The sequence below is a fragment of the Halorubrum trapanicum genome, assembly GCF_002355655.1.
Taxonomy (GTDB): domain Archaea; phylum Halobacteriota; class Halobacteria; order Halobacteriales; family Haloferacaceae; genus Halorubrum; species Halorubrum trapanicum_A.
In genome coordinates, this window is the sequence record NZ_AP017571.1 from 42,170 (window position 1) to 61,500 (window position 19,331).

The following is a 19,331-nucleotide window of genomic DNA, read 5'->3' on the forward strand; positions in this document are numbered from 1 at the left end:
ATCATGGACCACACGCTATTCGTCATCGGCAAACTGTTCACGACCGCGTTAGCACTGGTCATCGCATATCAGGCCTATCGCGGGTACCAACGACATCACACGCAGTTACTCCTGTACGTCGCCGCCGGCTTCGCATTGGTCGGGCTTGGCGGCCTCCTTGAAGGCGTCCTCTTCGAACTCCTCCAGGTGTCGATCTTCGAAGCAGGATTCGTCGCAGCACTCGTCACCGCAGCCGGGATGCTGTCTATCCTCTACGCCCTGTATGCCCCGAATCCATAAGGATTCAGGACGCCCATTCGACAAGCGGCCTCTGCGCGTCGTGCCCGGTTCGAAGCCGCTACTGTTCGGACTCCCCTCGTTCTCGATAGTGTAGCGTCGCAGTGGGAGTTATATCCATATCGGTCGTACCATATCGTATGATTCGAACACTCGTCGGTGTCCTCGGCGCTATCTCAGCGCTGTTCCCGGACGAAATCGTCGAGCTCTTCGAGAAACTCGCCATTTCGAATCCAGACGAGGGAACAGTGAGAGGGTGGATACGTCCAGCAGTCCGGTCGGAGGGTGTTCTGATAGCTGCGCTTTCACTCTTTAACGGGCGAGCATACGCATTGCTGATGAATCTTACCGGCGTGTTCGGTGCGATAGTCCTCTTATTTCCCGACCTGTATCAGAGATTTGCCACCGCGTTCCTGTACGAGCGTCCAGAGTCGATAGAATGGAACGAGCGATTCCGCTTGGGCATTCGGGCTATCGGCGCACTCTATGTCTTTTTAGCGGCGAAGACGTACAGAGAGCGTCACAACGATACTTGAGCCACCTCGCTATTGACACCTGGCGCATCCGATGTCTAGTTCGTTACGGCCGCAGGTATCACTTTGAATCTAAAGTTTGAGCCCCACGATATCAGTATGATCGAAGGGGAAATCCGCTAAAGAGAGGAGGCCGTGTGTATCCCTGTATGACGACGACGATCATCGTGGAAGGCATGACGTGCGGTCACTGTGAGCAGACGGTCGAAGAGGCCCTCGAAGAGGTATCCGGCGTGACTGACGTGACCGTCGACAGGGAGAGCGAACAGGCGAGCGTCGATGGTGAGGCAAATGTCACAGCTCTCGTGGAGGCCGTCGAAGACGCCGGGTACACCGCTTACGCCTGAGAATCGCGCGGACCACTCCGAGACAACGGCCAACCGTTGTCTTTGAAGCTTCGCTACGCTGGTCCTGCTGTACAGTTTCAGTGGGGAAGATTCAGGGGGCCAGCGGATCCACCTCTACAGAGAATATGGGCTATGGACGACCACAAAGATACAAATGAGAATCCCCCTGGAGGGGAACACCAGCAGGACGACAGCAGTCACCAGCACGAACACGGCGAGCAGGATGAATCGGACGCCGAGTCGGACGAGCAGCGGGTAGAACAGGAGCTACTGGAAGAAGAGGCACACCCTGCTGCGGAGAGTGAGACGGTGCTCGACGAGCAGCACGAGCACGCTGGACACGAGGGCGAAGGACACGACCACGGTTCCCATGAGGGCCACGGTGAGGGGCATGGCGGGATGCACGAGGGCCACGAGCAGATGTTCCGCCGGCGCTTCTTCGTCTCGACGCTCCTGTCGATCCCAGTCCTGCTATACAGCGAAATGCTGCAGGAGTGGCTCGGGTTCTCCGTCCCCGCGTTCCCGGGCAGCGAGTGGATCAACCCCGTCTTCGCGGTCATCGTCTTCGCGTACGGTGGGATGCCGTTCCTCCAGATGGCGGTGCCGGAGCTGAAAGACCGGTCGCCGGGGATGATGACGTTGATCTCGATGGCGATCACCGTCGCGTTCGTCTACAGTCTCGCGAGCGTGGTCTTCCCGACGCAGTCTGCGTTTTTCTGGGAACTCGTCACGCTGATCGACATCATGCTGCTGGGCCACTGGGTCGAGATGCGGTCGGTCCGGCGGGCCTCCAGCGCGGTCGACGAACTGGCGAAACTGATGCCAGACACCGCCGAGCGTATTACCGACGACGGAGAAACCGAGGAGGTTCCCGTCAGGGAGCTCTCGGAAGGCGATCTCGTGCTCGTCCGGCCGGGCGCAAGTGTCCCTGCTGACGGCACCGTCGAGGAAGGTGATTCGGACGTCAACGAGTCGATGATCACTGGCGAGTCCAAGCCCGTCTCGAAGGAGCCTGGCGACGAGGTCATCGGCGGCACCATCAACGGCGATGGTAGTCTCCGCGTCCGTGTTGGCGCGACGGGCGAGGAGACGACGCTGGCGGGCATCATGCGTCTCGTCGAGGAAGCCCAGCAGAGCAAGTCCAAGACGCAGGTACTGGCCGACCGGGCGGCAGGCTGGCTGTTCTACGTCGCGCTCGGGGCGGCAGTCGTGACGGCGATTGCGTGGACCGTCGCGGTCTCGTTCGACGCGACCGTCATCGAGCGAGTCGTGACGGTGCTCGTCATCGCCTGCCCACACGCCCTCGGACTCGCCATCCCGTTGGTCGTCGCGATCAACACGTCGCTCGCCGCTCGCAACGGGATGCTCGTTCGCGACCGCATCGCGATGGAAGACGCACGGAATCTGGACGCGATCATCTTCGACAAGACAGGGACGCTTACCGAGGGCGAACACGGCGTCGTGGATATGGCGACCGTCAACGGCGTCGACGAGGACGACGCGCTCGGGCTGGCGGCAGCCGTCGAGAGTGACTCCGAACACATGATCGCGCGAGCGATTCGCGAGGCCGCCGACGAGCGAGACCTAACTACTCCCGACGCGACCGCCTTCGAGGCGATCAAAGGGCGAGGGGTTCGCGCAAACGTCGATGGAAACGAGGTGTACGTCGGTGGGCCGAACCTGTTGACCCAGCTCGATAGCGAGATCCCCGCCCATCTCCAGCGCTTCGCTGACGAGGCGGGACAGAACGCTCAAACGGTGGTGTATCTCGTTCGTGACAGTGAGTTGATCGCCGCGTTCGCGATGGCCGACGTAATCCGTGAAGAGAGTTTCCGCGTCGTCGACGCCCTCCACGATCTGGGAATCGAAGTGGCGATGCTGACTGGCGACTCCCAGGACGTCGCCAACGCTGTCGCTGACGAACTGGGCATCGACACGGTGTTCGCCGAGGTCCTCCCCGAAGACAAAGACGAGAAAGTCCAGGAACTCCAAGACCAGGGGAAGCTCGTGGGGATGGTTGGTGACGGTGTAAACGATGCGCCGGCGCTGACGCGAGCCGACGTCGGGATCGCCATCGAGAGCGGCACCGACGTCGCCGTCCAGTCGGCGGATGTCATTCTCGTGCAGAACAACCCGATGGATGTAGTGCGACTCGTGAAACTCAGTAAGGCGAGCTACCGGAAGATGCAGGAGAACATCGTGTGGGCCGCCGGATACAACGTCTTCGCACTTCCGCTTGCAGCAGGCGTCTTGGCACCGATCGGGATTCTGCTCTCCCCCGCTGTGGGTGCGCTCCTGATGTCGTTGAGCACGGTCATCGTCGCCATCAACGCACAGCTGCTCCGCCGCGTGGACCTGTCCATCCCCGAGCTTCCAAGCGGGACACCAGCGACTGACGCACAACCTGCAGACTGAAACGCTCCCGATCGCTTCGGAGCTTCTTTCAATTGAATTCGGTTGCTGGACAGCAGATGGCGACCTGCGTAATTTCGGTGGGTATCGCAATGCGGTCACCGGTTCCACAGTTTTCCCGAAGGGTGTATAGTTCGGTATACACAAACGCTTCCTCTGATGGGCGACACTGCTGCGTCAGCACTAGGTTTATACCGTTAGACGGACTTTATTCCGATATGAGCCTCGAAGAGACGGTTGACTACCTCGCCGAGGAACTCGACCTCGAGCGAAGTGAACACGTCCGTGAGGTTGGTCAGTCGGTCGCCGAGCTTCGCGACTGATCAAAACATTTCTCTGAAGTCTCGTTCGACCAGTCCGTTCTCCAGATACGTGATGAACTCTTGTTTCGTTGGTCCTTGACGGTCAAGTAGATCGTCCCGTCCTGCTCGTTCGAGAACTGCCTGCGCGAAGTCCGTACAGTGAGATTCGTGCTGCCCAGCATACTCTGTGAGGGCTTCTCGCCAGTGCATATCCAGCTCGAACTCGGCTAATCGGATTTGGATCCCGTCTTTCCGTTCGACGAGGTCGACGTCCAGCTCTTCGAGTTGCTTGAAACGGAGGTTGTTCCGGCGGACCGTGATGAGCCGCTTGGAATCGACGATATAGGGATCGACCCACTCTCGCCAGGAATCGTCGTCGACGTGCGTTCGTGGCATCTCAAAATCTGGGTCCACACTCTCAATACAGAACTGCAGCATCGCGATGCCAGTTCGATGATTCGCATTCGGGAGGGAATGTCGGAGGATCAAATTCGACATCACTTCGCCGGCGACTTCAGGAACTGATGCTCCCCACGTGACGTGGTCGAGTGCCTGTTGTATCTTCTGCGGTTCGAACTCCTTGTAGAGCCGGAACTCATCCGCGTCCCGAACATCGACAGCGGCCTCAAGCAATTCCACCAGTCGGAATGCGACAACTTGCCCAGCACGAGGGAGGTCACGAATACGGTCACTCAGTCACTCCCTGTCGAAGTCAATATCTTGGGCAGATTCGATCTCTGTATCGCCCTCATAGAGTACATAGACCAATGTTTCAAACGGGTAACCAATCAGCTTGGTCGACTCGTCAGACTGCTCTCGTCGAGACCGGATATCTGCTAGTGATGCCGAGCTATATCTGAGTGAGAAATTTTCGGCTTGTGGATGATGATAGAAGACGAGCCGGTCCATTTCACTCTACCTTTGTGAGGAATCGGTAAAGCAGTCTTGCTTCTTCTACCCTAATCTACTGACTCGGCTCTACGATGTCGTGGCTGCTTGCTCATCCTCAAGATACTGGTCTTCCCACTCTCGTCGCGCCTCGATCTCCCGTAATCCACGTTTCGTGACCGTATACACGTTCGTCCGTTTGTCGAGTTCGCCTTTCTCTAGGAGCCCTTTGTCGACGAGGTCATCCAGATTTGGATAGAGCCGCCCATGATTGATCTCTTGTTCGTAGTAGTCGTCGAGTTCGTCCTTGACTGCGAGCCCGTGTGGCTCTTCGAGCCCCGTAATCACGTACAAGATATCTCGCTGGAATCCGGTTAAATCGTGCATCCGTCTGTTTCCCTACTTTTGACGGGGTGATTAAGTGCTCTCTGGTATCCTGAGTGCGTCTCGGCAGCACTATGGCCGAAATCCCGGCGAGAAACTTCGAACCTTTATATGGTGGACAAGAGAATCCTGTGATGGAATGTCTGACCTGATTGTCAAAGCAGCTGTGAAGGATGCACTGTCGGATCACAACGTCTCGGCCGATTTCTACGACGCCCTCAACGAAGAGGCCGCCGAACTCCTCGACGACGCTGCCGAGCGTGCCGAAGCGAACGATCGGAAGACGGTCCAGCCCCGCGACCTGTAGTCCGGGGTACCACAGTCGACCTCATCACTCGAACGTAGCTTTTTGAAGTTGCTCTTCAGTATTAGAAGACGCACATGGCGGAAGCACCGGATACTGAACGGCAGGCGGTCAACCCCGATTCGAGAGCGGTCCTCAGCGTTTCACAGCTGAACGACCGAATCGCGTCTGTCGTCGAGGAGACGCCTGCCCTCCACGGTGTCCGCTGTATCGGAGAAGTCACAGACCTCCACCAGAACAGTACGGCACTCTATTTCACGCTCACCGACGGTAACGCCGAGCTCCCCTGTATGCTCTGGGCGAACCGTTACCGCAACATGGACGTCGACCTCGGGGACGGGACCGAGGTCATCCTCGAAGGCGACATCGACTACTGGGTCGAAGGCGGGAAAATCGACCTCAAGCCGTGGGAGGTGATCGTCGTCGGCGACGGCGATCAAGCAGCTGCCGTCGAGCGACTGCGAAGCGAACTCGAAGAGCGTGGGTGGTTTGACGACGAGCAGAAACAGCGCCCGCCGGCGTTCCCAGAGCGGGTTGGGGTCGTAACCTCCCTCCGTGGCGATGCCCGCTATGACATCCAGAACGCGATCCACGAACAGGACCCTACCGTCGACATCCTGGTGAAGGACGCCACCGTCCAAGGGTCTGAGGCGCCCACGTCCATCGCGAACGGCCTCCACCATCTGGACCGCTCCGAGGAGGTCGACTCGATCATCGTCGGCCGTGGCGGCGGGAGTGATTCGAACCTCCAGGCGTTCAACACCGAGCGGGTCGCGGAAGCTATCTTCACCGCGAACACCCCGACCGTCACGGCGATCGGGCATACTGACGACCGGTTAATCGCCGATCAAGTCGCGGATGTGGCGACGATCACGCCGACGGCCGCTGGCGAGTATATCGTGAATTCCAGCGAGGAGTTCTTCGCGGGCGAGGTCAAGCCGTTGGCCCAGCAACTCGACGCCGCGTACGAAACCTTCCAGCAGGAGCACGAACACGAACAGGAACTCGCCGAAGCAGTCGACGAGGCGGCCGCATCCGAGGGGCTCCCGCCGGTCTACTACAAGGCCGCAATCGCTGTGCTGCTGTTGCTGTTGTTGGCCATCACTGGGCTTTGGTTGGGGGTGATCTAAACGTGGCAAACGACCAAGAGATCCACGACCGGCTGGCCCGTGTCGAAGAAATCATTAAACAGCTCGATGCGGACGAGTGTGACCTCGATGAAGGAACAAGGCTCCACGAGGAAGGTCAGGAACTCTTGGCCGAGGTGCGAGAAATCCTCGACAACGGGCGTGGAGAGGTCGTGGAACTCGAGTAGAGCGCGATTTCAGTCTTAACCAACAGTCAACGGAATCTAACCCCATTGTTGGTTAACGGTGCCTTTGCGAGGTGAACGAACTCTCCGGTTATAATTTACTTTAGATTTTTGCGCCAGTTGGTGGCCAGAAAGCATATACCGATCTTCTAGCTATCGCACCACCATGGACCGGGGCTCAACCGGTGCATACCCACCCCGCACATATGATCACACGGGCAGTCACCATCGAAGACATCGATGATCTGTACCTGACGTGGAACAGCCATATCAACGGTTCCGCCCTCTATCGCCGCGCCCTCCGAGATGAGATGGAGCTTCGCGACGTCGACCCCGACGAGCTTCGAGATCTCTTCGAACGGGCCCGCGAACAGGGCTACACGAAAGACGAGATCGTCGACGAGACCAACCGCTACGCTGATCTGAAAGCACTCGTCGACGACGCAGAGGAGTAACCCGCTATGTCACAGGACAATACGCCCTCCGAGACGGCTTCGAATCGCCCCGACAGCCAGTCCACGGCATCGAGTAGGCTTCCCAGGCAAGCTGTGTTCATCGTCGTCGTCCTGAGCCTGTTCGCTGTGGAACCCGCCGCCGCACAGACGAACGCTGTCTGTAGCGCAGACAACCTTCCCAGCATGATCGAGGGCTTCTTCCAGCTTACCACGGCGCTGGGCATTGTCGGCCTCGCAGTCGTGTGGCAGGCTGACTCCCTTATCGAGATGTTCACGATTACGCCCGAGCAGAAGAAGGGCCTCAAGCGCCACAAACGGTCGGCGATGAAGTCCGCGGTCGTCCTCGTCGCCCTCGGGCCACTCTACACCGTCGCTGGGTCGATGATGAACCTCCCGCTGGCGCAGTGCGTCGACCTCGCCCCCTGGTAGGTGACTACCACCCCCGTCGCGAGCCCCCATGACACAACGAGAGCTCTCCGTGCTAATGGCCGCCCTGTTCGTGACGAGTTTAGTCACGGGTCTCGTCACTGCAAGCCCGCCACGGCCAGGCACGGAGGGGAATGGGCTCACTGAGAATGAATCAGCGACGCTGTGGTCTCGCGACGCGGACAACTACATCACCCAGGAGGAGTACCAGCAGCGCTACGGCGAGAGCCGGACCGCGATGCACCAACTCGCAAACGGGACGGACATCACGTTCACGCGCCCGCCGGCGACAGCTGCAACGTGGACGCGAAACGATTTCGCTGATCTCGAACCCGGTGGGTCGGATACGTCTGTGCATCCGCGCCACGCGTCGCTCGAAGACGGGGTGTTCATCGAGGACGCCCACGCCACGGTGTTCGCAGTGCAGCCGTCGACGCGAGGTCACTTGGAGTCGGGTGACACGCCGCTCTATATCGCGCCGAACGGCACGATGCGGGGGTTCGTCGACTATCGCGTTCGCGTCCCGAACGGGAGCTCTTCGGGGAACACGACGATCGAGTGGTCGCTCGCGAGCAACGAGGTTGAGGAGGTTCGATTGCAGAAGGACGGCGAAACCATCGTCGAGCGCGACGGCTCGCACACGCCGGCCCTCGACTACCAGATCGAGGATGACTGGAGTGCAAACCTCACGCTTGAAGCCGAGATCAGCGTCCGGTTGAAGAAGACCACGCGAATCGACCGAGGCGACGAGACTGATGTCGAGGTCACGTACCGAACCGAATCGCTCAACGTCTCGGATTCGATCGCCGTCGAGATCTACGACCTCTCGGCGTACCCCTACTACGCCGAGTATCCCAATGGTGACGCCGGTGTGGCCATTTTCCAGTCCAGACCGTGGCAGGGGTACACGCTGACGGAGAATGGAAGCGCACGAGTGCGTGGCGTCTGGCGGTTCTACACCGCTCGGAACACCAACTGGGATACACTCGTCAGGTCGAACCGAACCGACAGCGCCACCGTCGAGTCGGATGCGATTCCGGTCTATATTCACGCGTACCCGTCGCGAATCGGCCCGCGTGCTGAACCAGTTCGCGATGGCCCAGAGATTATCGACACCTGGGGCACTGACCGACCGTCTCCGGACGGAACGCTCGGTGAGAACATCAACATCGACATCGTCAACCAGTCGTACACGACGACGTACGGTGTTGCGGTTCGCGCGGAGAACGTCGACCGCGACGCGCTCCAGGTGGCGGGGATCGTACGGGGCGTGAACGCCTCGATTGTGGCACCTGACGCTAGCTCAGAGCGGCAGCTCCGGCGCAGTAATCTGACGGTTGAGGTGCTCCAGCAGAACGAAAGTCAGGCCACACTCCGCATCGAACTCCGAGACAACGAGACCGGCGCACCGATCGTGCTCAGCGATCCCGACCGACGATATCCAATTGGCGGGAACACTCGCAACGGCTACATCACCATCGCGGAGCAACGCGTCGAGACCAACGCCTCCGGGGTGGCGATTGTGACGATCGACGAGCCGGGTATCTACACGGCACGGTACCATCCGGGTTCGTGGCTCGGGCACAACCCCGCATATGTGAGTGCGACGGCTACTGCTCGCTGGCATCCGCTCGGCACCATCGACGGTTGGTTCGCATTTATTTTCGAGGTCGGCTGGCAGCTCATCCCGTTTCTTGTGATGTTCTACGCAGGCAAGCGGCTCCTCCGAATGCTCGGTCCAGAAGACATCTTCCAACGGAACCCATAGTCCATGACTAGAAACCACCCACACATCAGTCGGCGAACCGCCCTCCGAACAGTCGCAGGTGCTGCGCTCGTAAGCGTCGCTGGCTGTCTGAACGACAATGGCGGTTCTGGGACGCCTGGTGATGGAACGACCTCTCCAGATGGCAACGGCCCACTCACGCGCATCGCTGTCGAGGAGACAACACTCGTCGTCGAACTCTCCGAAGAGGCCGACGTCGACCAAGTCAACCTCATCCAACCGAACGGCGAGTTATTCGGGAAGCGTGACGTAGCCGCAGGTGCTCAGCAGGTCTCATTCGAGATCGGCACCGCATATGCGCCCGGTGAGTACCGCGTACTCGCGTTGAAAGGCGAGGAGACAGTAGTTGAGACCACGACTGAACTCCGTCCAGAGATTCAGATACAGGATGTCGGACTCTATCGGAATAACCCAGATAAGCCGTGGGACGAAGTCTATGGTGAGAGCGAGACGGACCGGATCAAGAATGGCGAGGCATTCGTTACGGTAGAGAACACAGGAAGCGGTCCGGAAGCGATAACTGAACTAATCTTCTCCGGGGACGTTCCCAATCCAATTGAGAACCCCAGAGGCAGTGGAATGCACGAAACCGACCGGGTAGTAGTTTCCCCCGGCGAGACGGCCGACCTGTTCAGTAGTTCGTTTCCGTTCGGTACAGAAACTGAGGACGGGATGGGATGCTCCCCAGACGGGAATAGTGGCCAGTTTACTGTTATCGTTGAGACACGGGTCGGTGGAAATCAGGTCTCAAGCACCTACAACGTTCAATACACTGGTTCCGACGATATGACTGATTGTGAGGTCACGATCACTGAGGTATAACGATGGTCGATCTCATTGATGTCGTCCTTGAGGGTATCAAGGGCGTCGTTGAGTGGTTCATTGGGCTGTTCATGGACGGTCTCAGATCAGGGTATGAAACTCTGACTGAGGGAATGTTCGGGACACCTACTCCAGAGACGAACGGAGCTTTTGTCTTCGGTGAACCAACCAATGCACCCTGGCCAGCGATTCACGATGCTCTCATCGGCGGCGAAATCATGCTGGTTGCCCTCTTGCTCCTCGTGATGAGCGTTCAGGGCCGTCACACGGTTCGGATATTCAATATTGGAAGTACCTACGAAGCCCGAAAAACGAAGAAGACGGCCTGGGTCGGTGCTTTTCTAATCATTACGTGGTATTGGGTTGGAACTCTTGCACTCTACCTCGTTGACGGATTCACTATCGCCCTGATGCCGGAGCTTTCCTCGGTTACGGAGGCGATGATTGGATTCTTGGAGGTATCTATCACAAACCCAGGGCTGGGACTATTGTTCGCCGTGATTGGTGGAATCTCGATGTGGGCGCTGGAGGCGCTGTTCTACATCCGGATGATTCTGCTGTATGTCTACCTGTACGGAATGCCGATTGCATTTGCACTGGCCTACGGAAACATTCCGGTCGTATCCGATATCGCGATGGGGTTCTGCAAACGGTTTGTCCCGTTGGCTGTCCTCCCGCTCCCAGCAGCGATGGTCCTCAAGGGGTACGATTTGATCTACGGCGGTGGAACGCTCACACCCGGAACAGCGTTCCTCAAATATCTCGTCGCGGCGTCGCTTCCACTGGTCGCCCTCTACATCACGTGGAAGACGTTCAAATACGCGACGCCGCTGACGGCCAAAGTCGTCGGCGGTGCGACGAAAGGCGCAGCACTCGTTGGTGGTGTCGCCGCCGGTGCCTATGTCGGTGGCGCCGGCGTCGCGACGACCGCCGCTCGGTGGGGGCCGAAAGCCGCCGCTGGCCACGCCGTCGCACAAAAGGCAGCTGCCCGCGGTGGGCATGGAGGAGACGATGGCGGGACGCCATCGTACCGTCGAACAGAGAATGACCCTGGTGGAGCGACAGCGGAATCGGCGAGTGACGACCGTGGGATGGAGTTTGATCGAGGAATCCACTAACAATGTCAGCAGATCAAGACGCGGCCGCACGGCGCATCATGGATCAGTTCGGCGAGGAGAGTCGCATCCCGTATCTCAATATCGAGGAAGGAGACGTCGGCATGCTCATCGCCTTCCCCATTATTGGGCTGTTTATCGCTGGCCTCACCGGGATCGAGTCGCTTGCCCTCCCGTTCGTCGCTGGCGGGCTTGGCTTTGGCGTTGCCGTCATCTACGTCTCACCAACCCACCTGAACGCTTGGACGTGGACCAAAGACGTCTATAGGTACCTCAAGCGACCTCAGATCACGTTCAGTGCGCCCGCCGAAGCCGACACGAGTACCAACGAGTCAGAGCGCAACGAAGGCGGACTCGCGAACTACACGCCGTTCAAGCCGGACGAGCGGACACAGGACCTCACGAACATCAAGCGGGCGTGGCCGGGTGCTGGTGCCATCCAGCGTGAAGACGGCGCGATGGAGGCGTTCATCGAGATCGATCCGGCCAACATGGACTTCGCGATGTCCGACGACTGGGCGCAGCTGCAAGACGCCGGCGAAGAGTTCGCCAACAAAGAGCTGGACTCGAAGCTCAAACTCCACGCCACAACTCGTTCCTTCCCGGTCGAGCAGATCACCGAGACTATCGAGGATCGGCTCACGGACGAAGACGTCACGGAGAACCCGATCTTCCGGGAACTCCTCGAAGAATATCGGGAAACACGGCCGAAGGAGATGCGTGACCGGGGCATTCAGCAGGTCCGGTACTACATCGGCGTTGAAGTCAGCCCGATAGAAGTGTACGACCGCTTCCGCGACGAGGGCACCCCCGCCGAGAAGCTGACCCAGTTCCCCGTCATCGGGTTCCTGTTCAACCCGTTCGTCACCCGCCGCGAGGACCTCACCGACGTCGAACGTCGTGCGCAGATGTTCGAGAAGCTCGACAGTCGCGTGAACGACGTTCGCTCCGAGTTTATCCAGCAGGCGTCGGGGTGGTCCGCACGTCGACTCAGCACGGTCGAGCTGTTCGTTCTGAATATGGACTTTTGGAACGGCCGCGAACATGACTACGACGAGGCGGAACGTGTCGTTCGCGACCAATCGATCATCGGCCACTCGCGCCGGGAGGACCCACACGATGCGTAACGTGATCCTCCAGACTGGTGGTGGCGCGCTTGGCTCCGTCGCCGGGTGGCTCCAGAATCTGACACCAGCAGAGAGTGCAGTACTTGCCCTTGCAGTGGGTCTCGGCCTTGGCGTCGGCAGTAAGTACCTGTGGGACCGCTTCACTGCGGATGATGAACCAGACGTGGACTTTACCGATGTCCTCGACGAGGAGACACTCGAAGAAGGCGAGGCCGAACGCAAGCTCCTCGACGACATCTCCGAGTCGCACAAGACCGTCACCGCTCCCGGAGCTGTCGAGTGGGAAACGCGAGCCGCACGGGTCGGCGAACAGTGGACGACGACACTCTACATCGCTAACTATGCCGACTATCCCAACGACGGGTATCTGAGCGACCTCTTCGAGATGACCGATGTCCAGTTCGATTTGACGGCCCACATCACGCCGAAAAATCAGGAGCGGGCCCGGAACGAACTGCAGGACATCGCTGACGACCTCCAGGTCGATGCTGACCTCGAACAGAGTATCCGGAGCGCCTATCTCCAAGAGCGCGCCAACGAGGCCGCAGCGACGTACAAGGCCGTCGAGAACGGCGCGAACGTCTTCGACCAAGGGATGTTCATCACCGTGCGGGCCGACGAGAAAGACGAACTCAGAGATGCCGTCCAGACGGTCAAGAGCGCGCTCCGCGACGACCCGGCGAACCTCACGCCGAAGACGGCTATCTGTCGGCAGGATCTCGCCCTCCAATCCGCCGCGCCCATTGGTGACAACGAATTCGGGCGGACATCGATTGCGCTCGGCGGCGCCGTCGGCGCGTTGCTGTCCTCGCCGCACAACGCGACGATTCTCGAGGAGGGCGGCGTCGAGTTCGGGATTCACAAAGATAACCAGAGTCCCGTGGTCATCGACCCGTTCGCGCGGGACAACGGGTACGCGATGTTCACCGTGGGCGACACGGGGTCGGGGAAGTCGTTCAGTTCGAAGCAGAACTTCATCCGCTCCATCGAGCAGAGTAAGGACCGTATCGGCATCATCCTCGAGCCGCTGAACAACTGGGCCGGTGTCTCGGAGGCGCTCGACGCCAAGCGGATCACAGTCGGCGGGACGCTCGGGCTGAACCCCTTGGAGATTCGGGAGACGCCCGAACACGTCCAGCGGGCGATGGGCGAGGACGCGAGCCCGTTCAACGAGAAACTCGACGACGCGATGAGCTTCCTGACGAACTTCTTTGCCCTCCGGGGCATCTCACTGGGAGACCGGCGCACTACGCTCGAACTCGCCCTCAAACGTGCCTACCAGCGCAACGGCATCACCGACGACATCTCGACGCACAGCAATCCGAGTCCGACCATCCGTGATATGATGGACGTCTTCGAGGACATGGTCGACGACCCTGAGGAGTTCGTCGTTCGATCCGACGAAGAGGCAGGGAAGATCAAAGAGGACGCGACGTGGCTCCTCGATCAGCTGCGCCCCTTCGAGGACGACGGTCGCCACGCCAACCTCGGCCAAGAATCGGATTTCGACATCCGGGACGAGAAGGTCATCTACCTCGATCTGGCCCAGCAGGAGGGCAGCGTCGACAGCAGCACGGCACTGACGATGCAGCTACTCATCTCGCTGGTGTACGAACGGGCGAAGGTCTCGGAGAAGGAGGTCGTGTTCTACATCGACGAGGCGCGCTACATCATGCAGGACGCCGCAAGTCTGGCGTTCCTCGAGACGGTGTTCCGGCACCACCGCCACCACGACCTCTCGATCCGGCTGGTCACCCAGACCGTCGACGAGTTCTTCGAGCACGCCGAAAGCGAGGCGATCCTCGATCAGTGTGCCGTCAAGCAGTTCCACCGCCTCGACGGGATGGACAAGGAGTGGGCCGACGAGTTCGGGCTGAACTACGCACAGATGCGGTTCGTCCAGGACGCCGTCCCCGGCAACGAGGACGCCGGCTTCTCCGAAGCACTGGTTGGCGTCGACGGCGAGTGGCGTGGGATCCAGGTCAAAGCGATGCCCAAGGAGAAGCAGGTCATCGACTTCGAGCCAACCGAGCAACGGCGAGCCTCACTCCCCGGGACTGGTGAGAACGCCGTGGACGCGGACGTGCAGGCGTTCCAAGACGATATTGAAAGCCGAGCGACCGACAATGGACAACGCCCACCTGAGCAGACGCCAGCAGAGACTGATGGTGGCGCAGCGGGAGGTGACGACGATGCGTGAGTACCTCCGCGTGACGCCTACCTCCGAACGCCTCAATCCGGAGCGGCTGCCGCAGGCACTGGAGAGTCTCCACAAACTGACCTTAACGAACTCGACAGGGCTAGCTGACAAACTCAATCCGCTACACAGCAAAACACCGCTACGATTCGAATTCCTCGCGCTCAGCGAGGGTGCAGACGACCCCGTCGAATTCTACTACGGTGCTGACGACCATCTGGATACGCTTGAGAAACGTCTCCGGTCGATCTATCCCGAGACGTTCGACATCGAGCGTACCAAAGTCGACGTCGCATCCCGACTCGTGCAGCCTGTGGAATTCGACCGAGAGACATTCGTCGATCACTATGAGTCGGGCGATCTCACGTACGAGTTCGGTCCTGACGAGCAATACGAACGTGGGACTGACGAAGACAGTCAAGCGAGGCAAGCAGACGCCCAATCAGTCGCGGAAGGAGGGACGGTCGGCGACCTGTCTGCCGACCACATCATCGAGATCGGAGACACCGCCCTCGAACTCGCCCCACCAGATGCGATTCCCGAGGATGAGCCACTCACGACGCTTGCCAAACCAACGGTGACAACAGAGGGGACGATACTCGCCCGGCCAGCGACCAAGACCGTCTCCCCACTCGGCGTGCGGTGGCAGGGGTCGGCCACTCGGAAACAGGACTGGATGACCTCACTCTCGCCATTCACTGCCGACGACGAAGCAGAACTCCCAGCCGTCGATCAGCCAGGTGGTGCGCTCGCGTCGCTTGTCGACCACCTGATGGAGGCGACAGCACCAGTAGCGTTCCAGGCCGTCTTCCAGCGACGCGAGAGCTGGCAGTCCGATGCCGACCTTCGCAAGGAGGACGTCATCGACGGCCGAGACACACTCGCTCAGGAGATTATTGGCTCCCTTTTCGAACTCGACGATCAGTCGGAGAGCCGGGACAGAAACCAGCTGAGCGACGCCGTTGCAAAACGTGTCGCGGCAATCGAGGCGAAAAATCCGAAGCGGTCGTTCACCGCGAACATCCGAGCGATCGGGATTCCGTCCGGGGACGACGGTCGCGATGATCTCGATGATCGGATGCAATCACTTGTCCCGGTATTCGACCCGCTTGACGGACCGTACTACGAGGTTGCGGCCGAACGGGTACGCGACAGCGGCTTCCGGGCAGCCACGAAAGAACGGAACGCACGAGCGGCGCTGCAGCGGCTCTTGGATCGTGAGATCACGACCGGCCGTGGGACGACCCGACCCGAGTTCGTCCTGAGTGGCCGAGAACTCGCGAATTTCGTACTCGTGCCCTCCTCGGAACAGCTGACTGTCGAGGGGGCACGTGGGACGCGTGCGGAACAGCAGAGTCGGAATCCATTGCCACGCCCCCACCAGGACCTCATGAGTGAATTCCGCGACGGGATGGCAATCGGGTATGCCCTCGACGACACCGGCGAGGCCGAAGACGAGCCGACACACATTCCACCCGGACTGCTGCCCACTCATTACGGCCGGTTCGGAACAACCGGCTCTGGGAAGTCGAAAGCCCTCATCAACGATATGCTGTCGCTGTACGCCAACACCGAGGGGCCGACGATCCTCATCATCCCGAAGAACGACGACATGGCCCAGAATTATATGCGGGCTCACGCGCGTCGGTTCGGAATGACCGACCTCCAAGAGAACGTCGTCCACTTCCCGATCCCGGACGTCCTCCCCGGGTTCTCGTTTTTCGATCTCGAACCGTCGATGGAGAGCGGACGGCGCCGCGAAGACGCCGTCCAACGGAAGGCCGACCACTACGAAGAGATTTTGAAGCTCGTGATGGGAACCGACCGCTACGAGCGGGCGACTGTGGCCCCAACTCTCATCAAGACACTCATCAAGACACTGTTCGACGAGGAATACGGGCGTGAGAACGGGCTCTACCGAGCGTCGACGGACTACTTCGCCCACCGACAGCTCGAACACGTCGTCGACCAGCTCTGGGAGGCCGGGCCACCGAACGAGAACATCGGCGACGCCCCACGGTCGAGCGACGAGGAAGTCACCCGGACGATTCGACGGCAGCTCCAGTTAGATTCGAACACCTTCGCGAACGTGATGGGCGGTGTCGGAAACCGTCTCGCCTACATCTCACAGGATACGCACCTGCGGCAGATCTTCAATAATACCGAGAACCAGTTCGACTTTCGGGATGTCCTCGACGAGGATACGGTCATCCTCTTCGACCTCGGCGACCTCCGCGACGACGCCGCCCGGATCATGACCGGTGTGATCCTGACCAATCTCGATGCAGCTCTCAAGGACCGCAAACAGGCCCTCCCCCAGCACTCGGACGACTACGTCGTGAACTTGCTCGTCGACGAGGCAGCATCGGTCGTGGTCTCCGACATCATGAATGATCTCCTCGAGAAAGGCCGGGGATTCCGGCTCTCTGTTGGTCTGTCGATGCAGTTCCCCGAACAGATGGAGGCTGAAGGTGGGCGGAAGATCTACCTGAATGCTCTGAACAACATCGGCAGTTCACTCATCGGGAAAATCAACGTCGACCGGGAACTGGCGCGAGCGATGGCCCACGAAGAGATGGACCCCGCGGATTTCGCCAATCGGATTCGTTCGTTGCCACGAGGGGAGTGGATCGCCAGCCTGCCAAGCCCGACGTTCGGTGAAACGGGGCCGTATCCGTTCAGTCTCGAACCACTCCCGATTCCACCGGGCCACCCCGAGAGCGAATCCCCGCTCACAGAGCGTGAAGAGGAGCAGTTCACTGAGACACTCTCCTCGATGCACGAGGACATCAATGACGAACACGGTGTGCCGGCTGAGCCAGACACTTCAACAACGAGCACACCTGCCGACGGACACGAGGTGCTCGATATCGCGAGCGACGACCTGGACGTCGCGATTGCGAACGTGGTTCGGAGTCTGCAGCTTCGAGAGGGCTGCCGTGAGGAAAACGGCTGGGTGGCCGTCGAAGCAGTTGACGACGAACTCAGACGACTCTTCGACGACGTCGACGCCGAGCCGCCATCGTATGATGCCCTCGCGGACATCCGAGAACGATCACGATACCTCGATACGACCGTCGATATCGACGCCGACGAGCTCCGCATCCGGCTCACTGACGCCGGAGAAGAGGTCGCGACACCCGATACTGGTGGCGTGCAGGCCGCTGGTGGGAGTGCCCACGACGCAGCACTCCTTCAGATCGAAGAAGAGCTCACCGCACTCGGTTTCACCGTCTCGATCCTCGCACAGGATGGCAGCGAGAAACCTGACGCGAGGGCGAGCCACCCCGACGTTTCCGACCGATTCGCCATCGAAGTCGAAACGACGACACCCGAGAATCCCGCGAAAGTGCTCACGAATCTCCGGAAGGCCCAAGCAGCAGGTGATATCCCGCTGTTTGTCGTTCGACCAGGAAACGACGAAACTGAGTGGGCCGAGCGTGTTGACGGCATTCTCACACCTCCCGTCCGTACCCTCCAGAATGGTGAGACACGGTTCTACACGACTGACTCGAATCTCACGTTCAGCGGTGGAGCGACCGAAGAAGGTGGAGTGACGGCCGTGCGACCGGCGACCGACGACGAGAACGGGACCCAGAACATCTGGCAGCGTGATGGCGACGAGATCGTCCTTCGTGATGCCAGCGGGACGGAACATATCCGCCTCGAGTCGCTGGAAAAACTCTCGAAAGATCGTGTTCCGGCCATCTACAGCTACGACCACGCTGCCGACGAGTACGTCGTTTATGAGCACGGTGAACAACACATCTACGAGACGAAATCGGCGTTCGAGGACGACTGGATTCGGATCAAAAAGCCGTTCGTTCCGGAAGACGAGTTCTCCACCCCAGAGTACAGCTGCGACAGCTACGTAATCGTGATTCTTGCCGATGAGAAGTCATCAGTCGTCTACACGGACGGGACAACGAAACCTCTCACAACCCTATTTGATCACTCAACCGCCCACAATGAATCAGAGGGGGACTCCAAAAACGACGACGAAAATAGTGACCGGGCGGAGACTGACTATCGGGCCGAATCTGCTCCGGGAGAGGATATGCCGGGGGAAGATTCCTCAGAGCAAATCTCCCAAACTAACGGGAGTGAACTCGATCACGACGCGGACGATTTCGAGTCATTCGTTGACGTGTACGTTACCGAAGAAGAGGAGGCGGAACTCCCGAAGGATGATCTCTATAATGCGTATCGGATATGGGCAATCAGACACGACAAAGAAGTTCAATCGAAAGCGTGGTTCTCCCGTTCTCTCGGGGAGTTCGTAACGTATGATACGAGTCGGATTCGTCAAAACGAAACCCGCGTGAACTGCTATACAGGTATTTCGCTCACGGCAGCAGGGCAACAATTGATTGAATGAAGAGAAATCTATGAGGTACTTGAATTCGAGACGGGTTATCAAAAAACCGCCCGAAGGCGTTGCCGGTCAGGGGAAACGACCAGTAACAGCACGAGAGGGTAAGAATCAAGAGTTAATACTCGGTTATGGACCGAGAAAACCGCAAGACGGAACCGCCGGTCAGGGCATCTGGGAGGGGCAACAGTATCTAACATCAAGTGAACATACGAAATCGCAGGACGGCGCTGCTGGTCAGGGGAAATTAAGAAAGGGTACTCCCGCCCGTAT

The 19,331-nt window shown here is 59.4% G+C and carries 16 protein-coding genes and 1 pseudogene; 15 read left to right on the forward strand and 2 right to left on the reverse strand.

The annotated features are described in order from the left end of the window. The first annotated feature begins 3 nt into the window (after positions 1–3). The 4 genes from CPZ01_RS14605 (at position 4) to CPZ01_RS14620 (ending at position 3,571) form a co-directional block, all read left to right on the forward strand. On the forward strand, positions 4–279 hold the full coding sequence (locus CPZ01_RS14605) for a DUF7521 family protein (protein ID WP_004594584.1): 276 nt from the start codon (positions 4–6) through the stop codon (positions 277–279). A gap of 137 nt (positions 280–416) precedes the next feature. Next, positions 417–812 (forward strand): hypothetical protein, encoded by a 396-nt coding sequence (locus CPZ01_RS14610; RefSeq protein WP_004594583.1) that lies wholly within the window; start codon positions 417–419, stop codon positions 810–812. Positions 813–958: 146 nt separating this feature from the next. Then, positions 959–1,156: a heavy-metal-associated domain-containing protein gene (locus tag CPZ01_RS14615; RefSeq protein ID WP_004594582.1), complete on the forward strand. Its 198-nt coding sequence runs from the start codon at positions 959–961 to the stop codon at positions 1,154–1,156. A 132-nt stretch (positions 1,157–1,288) separates the two neighbouring features. Beyond that, complete coding sequence (locus tag CPZ01_RS14620) at positions 1,289–3,571, forward strand: copper-translocating P-type ATPase (protein WP_096396449.1); 2,283 nt, start codon at positions 1,289–1,291, stop codon at positions 3,569–3,571. 320 nt (positions 3,572–3,891) lie between these two features. Here CPZ01_RS14620 and CPZ01_RS14625 read toward each other — a convergent pair. Both CPZ01_RS14625 and CPZ01_RS14630 read right to left on the reverse strand, forming a co-directional pair. After that, positions 3,892–4,779, reverse strand: a pseudogene (locus CPZ01_RS14625) (hypothetical protein). A 69-nt stretch (positions 4,780–4,848) separates the two neighbouring features. Continuing rightward, complete coding sequence (locus CPZ01_RS14630; protein WP_096396450.1) at positions 4,849–5,145, reverse strand: helix-turn-helix transcriptional regulator; 297 nt, start codon at positions 5,143–5,145, stop codon at positions 4,849–4,851. Positions 5,146–5,281: 136 nt separating this feature from the next. On the opposite strand from CPZ01_RS14630, the gene CPZ01_RS14635 reads away from it, so the two are divergent. The 11 genes from CPZ01_RS14635 (at position 5,282) to CPZ01_RS14685 (ending at position 19,064) form a co-directional block, all read left to right on the forward strand. After that, positions 5,282–5,449 carry a DNA-binding protein gene (locus CPZ01_RS14635; RefSeq protein WP_009488216.1) on the forward strand — a complete coding sequence of 56 codons (168 nt, stop codon included), beginning with the start codon at positions 5,282–5,284 and terminating at the stop codon, positions 5,447–5,449. A 74-nt stretch (positions 5,450–5,523) separates the two neighbouring features. Further along, positions 5,524–6,576 carry an exodeoxyribonuclease VII large subunit gene (xseA, locus tag CPZ01_RS14640; protein ID WP_096396451.1) on the forward strand — a complete coding sequence of 351 codons (1,053 nt, stop codon included), beginning with the start codon at positions 5,524–5,526 and terminating at the stop codon, positions 6,574–6,576. A gap of 2 nt (positions 6,577–6,578) precedes the next feature. Next, a complete protein-coding gene (gene xseB, locus CPZ01_RS14645) occupies positions 6,579–6,761 on the forward strand; it encodes an exodeoxyribonuclease VII small subunit (RefSeq protein ID WP_096396452.1) in 183 nt (60 codons plus the stop codon). 203 nt (positions 6,762–6,964) lie between these two features. Next, a complete protein-coding gene (locus tag CPZ01_RS14650; protein ID WP_049987855.1) occupies positions 6,965–7,213 on the forward strand; it encodes a hypothetical protein in 249 nt (82 codons plus the stop codon). 6 nt (positions 7,214–7,219) lie between these two features. Further along, positions 7,220–7,642 carry a hypothetical protein gene (locus tag CPZ01_RS14655; RefSeq protein ID WP_096396453.1) on the forward strand — a complete coding sequence of 141 codons (423 nt, stop codon included), beginning with the start codon at positions 7,220–7,222 and terminating at the stop codon, positions 7,640–7,642. A gap of 28 nt (positions 7,643–7,670) precedes the next feature. Beyond that, a complete protein-coding gene (locus CPZ01_RS14660) occupies positions 7,671–9,407 on the forward strand; it encodes a hypothetical protein (protein ID WP_096396454.1) in 1,737 nt (578 codons plus the stop codon). A gap of 3 nt (positions 9,408–9,410) precedes the next feature. Then, positions 9,411–10,247: a hypothetical protein gene (locus CPZ01_RS14665; RefSeq protein ID WP_096396455.1), complete on the forward strand. Its 837-nt coding sequence runs from the start codon at positions 9,411–9,413 to the stop codon at positions 10,245–10,247. A 2-nt stretch (positions 10,248–10,249) separates the two neighbouring features. Then, positions 10,250–11,365 (forward strand): hypothetical protein, encoded by a 1,116-nt coding sequence (locus CPZ01_RS14670; RefSeq protein WP_096396456.1) that lies wholly within the window; start codon positions 10,250–10,252, stop codon positions 11,363–11,365. A gap of 2 nt (positions 11,366–11,367) precedes the next feature. Next, a complete protein-coding gene (locus tag CPZ01_RS14675; RefSeq protein WP_096396457.1) occupies positions 11,368–12,489 on the forward strand; it encodes a hypothetical protein in 1,122 nt (373 codons plus the stop codon). Continuing rightward, a complete protein-coding gene (locus CPZ01_RS14680) occupies positions 12,482–14,689 on the forward strand; it encodes a VirB4 family type IV secretion system protein (RefSeq protein WP_096396458.1) in 2,208 nt (735 codons plus the stop codon). Before CPZ01_RS14675 ends, CPZ01_RS14680 begins: the two co-directional genes overlap by 8 nt. Continuing rightward, positions 14,682–19,064 carry an ATP-binding protein gene (locus CPZ01_RS14685; protein ID WP_096396479.1) on the forward strand — a complete coding sequence of 1,461 codons (4,383 nt, stop codon included), beginning with the start codon at positions 14,682–14,684 and terminating at the stop codon, positions 19,062–19,064. Before CPZ01_RS14680 ends, CPZ01_RS14685 begins: the two co-directional genes overlap by 8 nt. Positions 19,065–19,331 lie beyond the last annotated feature (267 nt).

Excerpts from the sequence above, each read along its gene's own strand:
- CPZ01_RS14605 (WP_004594584.1), top strand. The coding sequence starts at position 4 with ATGGACCACACGCTATTCGTCATCGGCAAACTGTTCACGACCGCGTTA.
- CPZ01_RS14610 (WP_004594583.1), top strand. The coding sequence starts at position 417 with ATGATTCGAACACTCGTCGGTGTCCTCGGCGCTATCTCAGCGCTGTTC.
- CPZ01_RS14615 (WP_004594582.1), top strand. The coding sequence starts at position 959 with ATGACGACGACGATCATCGTGGAAGGCATGACGTGCGGTCACTGTGAG.
- CPZ01_RS14620 (WP_096396449.1), top strand. The coding sequence starts at position 1,289 with ATGGACGACCACAAAGATACAAATGAGAATCCCCCTGGAGGGGAACAC.
- CPZ01_RS14630 (WP_096396450.1), bottom strand. The coding sequence starts at position 5,145 with ATGCACGATTTAACCGGATTCCAGCGAGATATCTTGTACGTGATTACG.
- CPZ01_RS14635 (WP_009488216.1), top strand. The coding sequence starts at position 5,282 with ATGTCTGACCTGATTGTCAAAGCAGCTGTGAAGGATGCACTGTCGGAT.
- xseA (WP_096396451.1), top strand. The coding sequence starts at position 5,524 with ATGGCGGAAGCACCGGATACTGAACGGCAGGCGGTCAACCCCGATTCG.
- CPZ01_RS14650 (WP_049987855.1), top strand. The coding sequence starts at position 6,965 with ATGATCACACGGGCAGTCACCATCGAAGACATCGATGATCTGTACCTG.
- CPZ01_RS14655 (WP_096396453.1), top strand. The coding sequence starts at position 7,220 with ATGTCACAGGACAATACGCCCTCCGAGACGGCTTCGAATCGCCCCGAC.
- CPZ01_RS14660 (WP_096396454.1), top strand. The coding sequence starts at position 7,671 with ATGACACAACGAGAGCTCTCCGTGCTAATGGCCGCCCTGTTCGTGACG.
- CPZ01_RS14665 (WP_096396455.1), top strand. The coding sequence starts at position 9,411 with ATGACTAGAAACCACCCACACATCAGTCGGCGAACCGCCCTCCGAACA.
- CPZ01_RS14670 (WP_096396456.1), top strand. The coding sequence starts at position 10,250 with ATGGTCGATCTCATTGATGTCGTCCTTGAGGGTATCAAGGGCGTCGTT.
- CPZ01_RS14675 (WP_096396457.1), top strand. The coding sequence starts at position 11,368 with ATGTCAGCAGATCAAGACGCGGCCGCACGGCGCATCATGGATCAGTTC.
- CPZ01_RS14680 (WP_096396458.1), top strand. The coding sequence starts at position 12,482 with ATGCGTAACGTGATCCTCCAGACTGGTGGTGGCGCGCTTGGCTCCGTC.
- CPZ01_RS14685 (WP_096396479.1), top strand. The coding sequence starts at position 14,682 with ATGCGTGAGTACCTCCGCGTGACGCCTACCTCCGAACGCCTCAATCCG.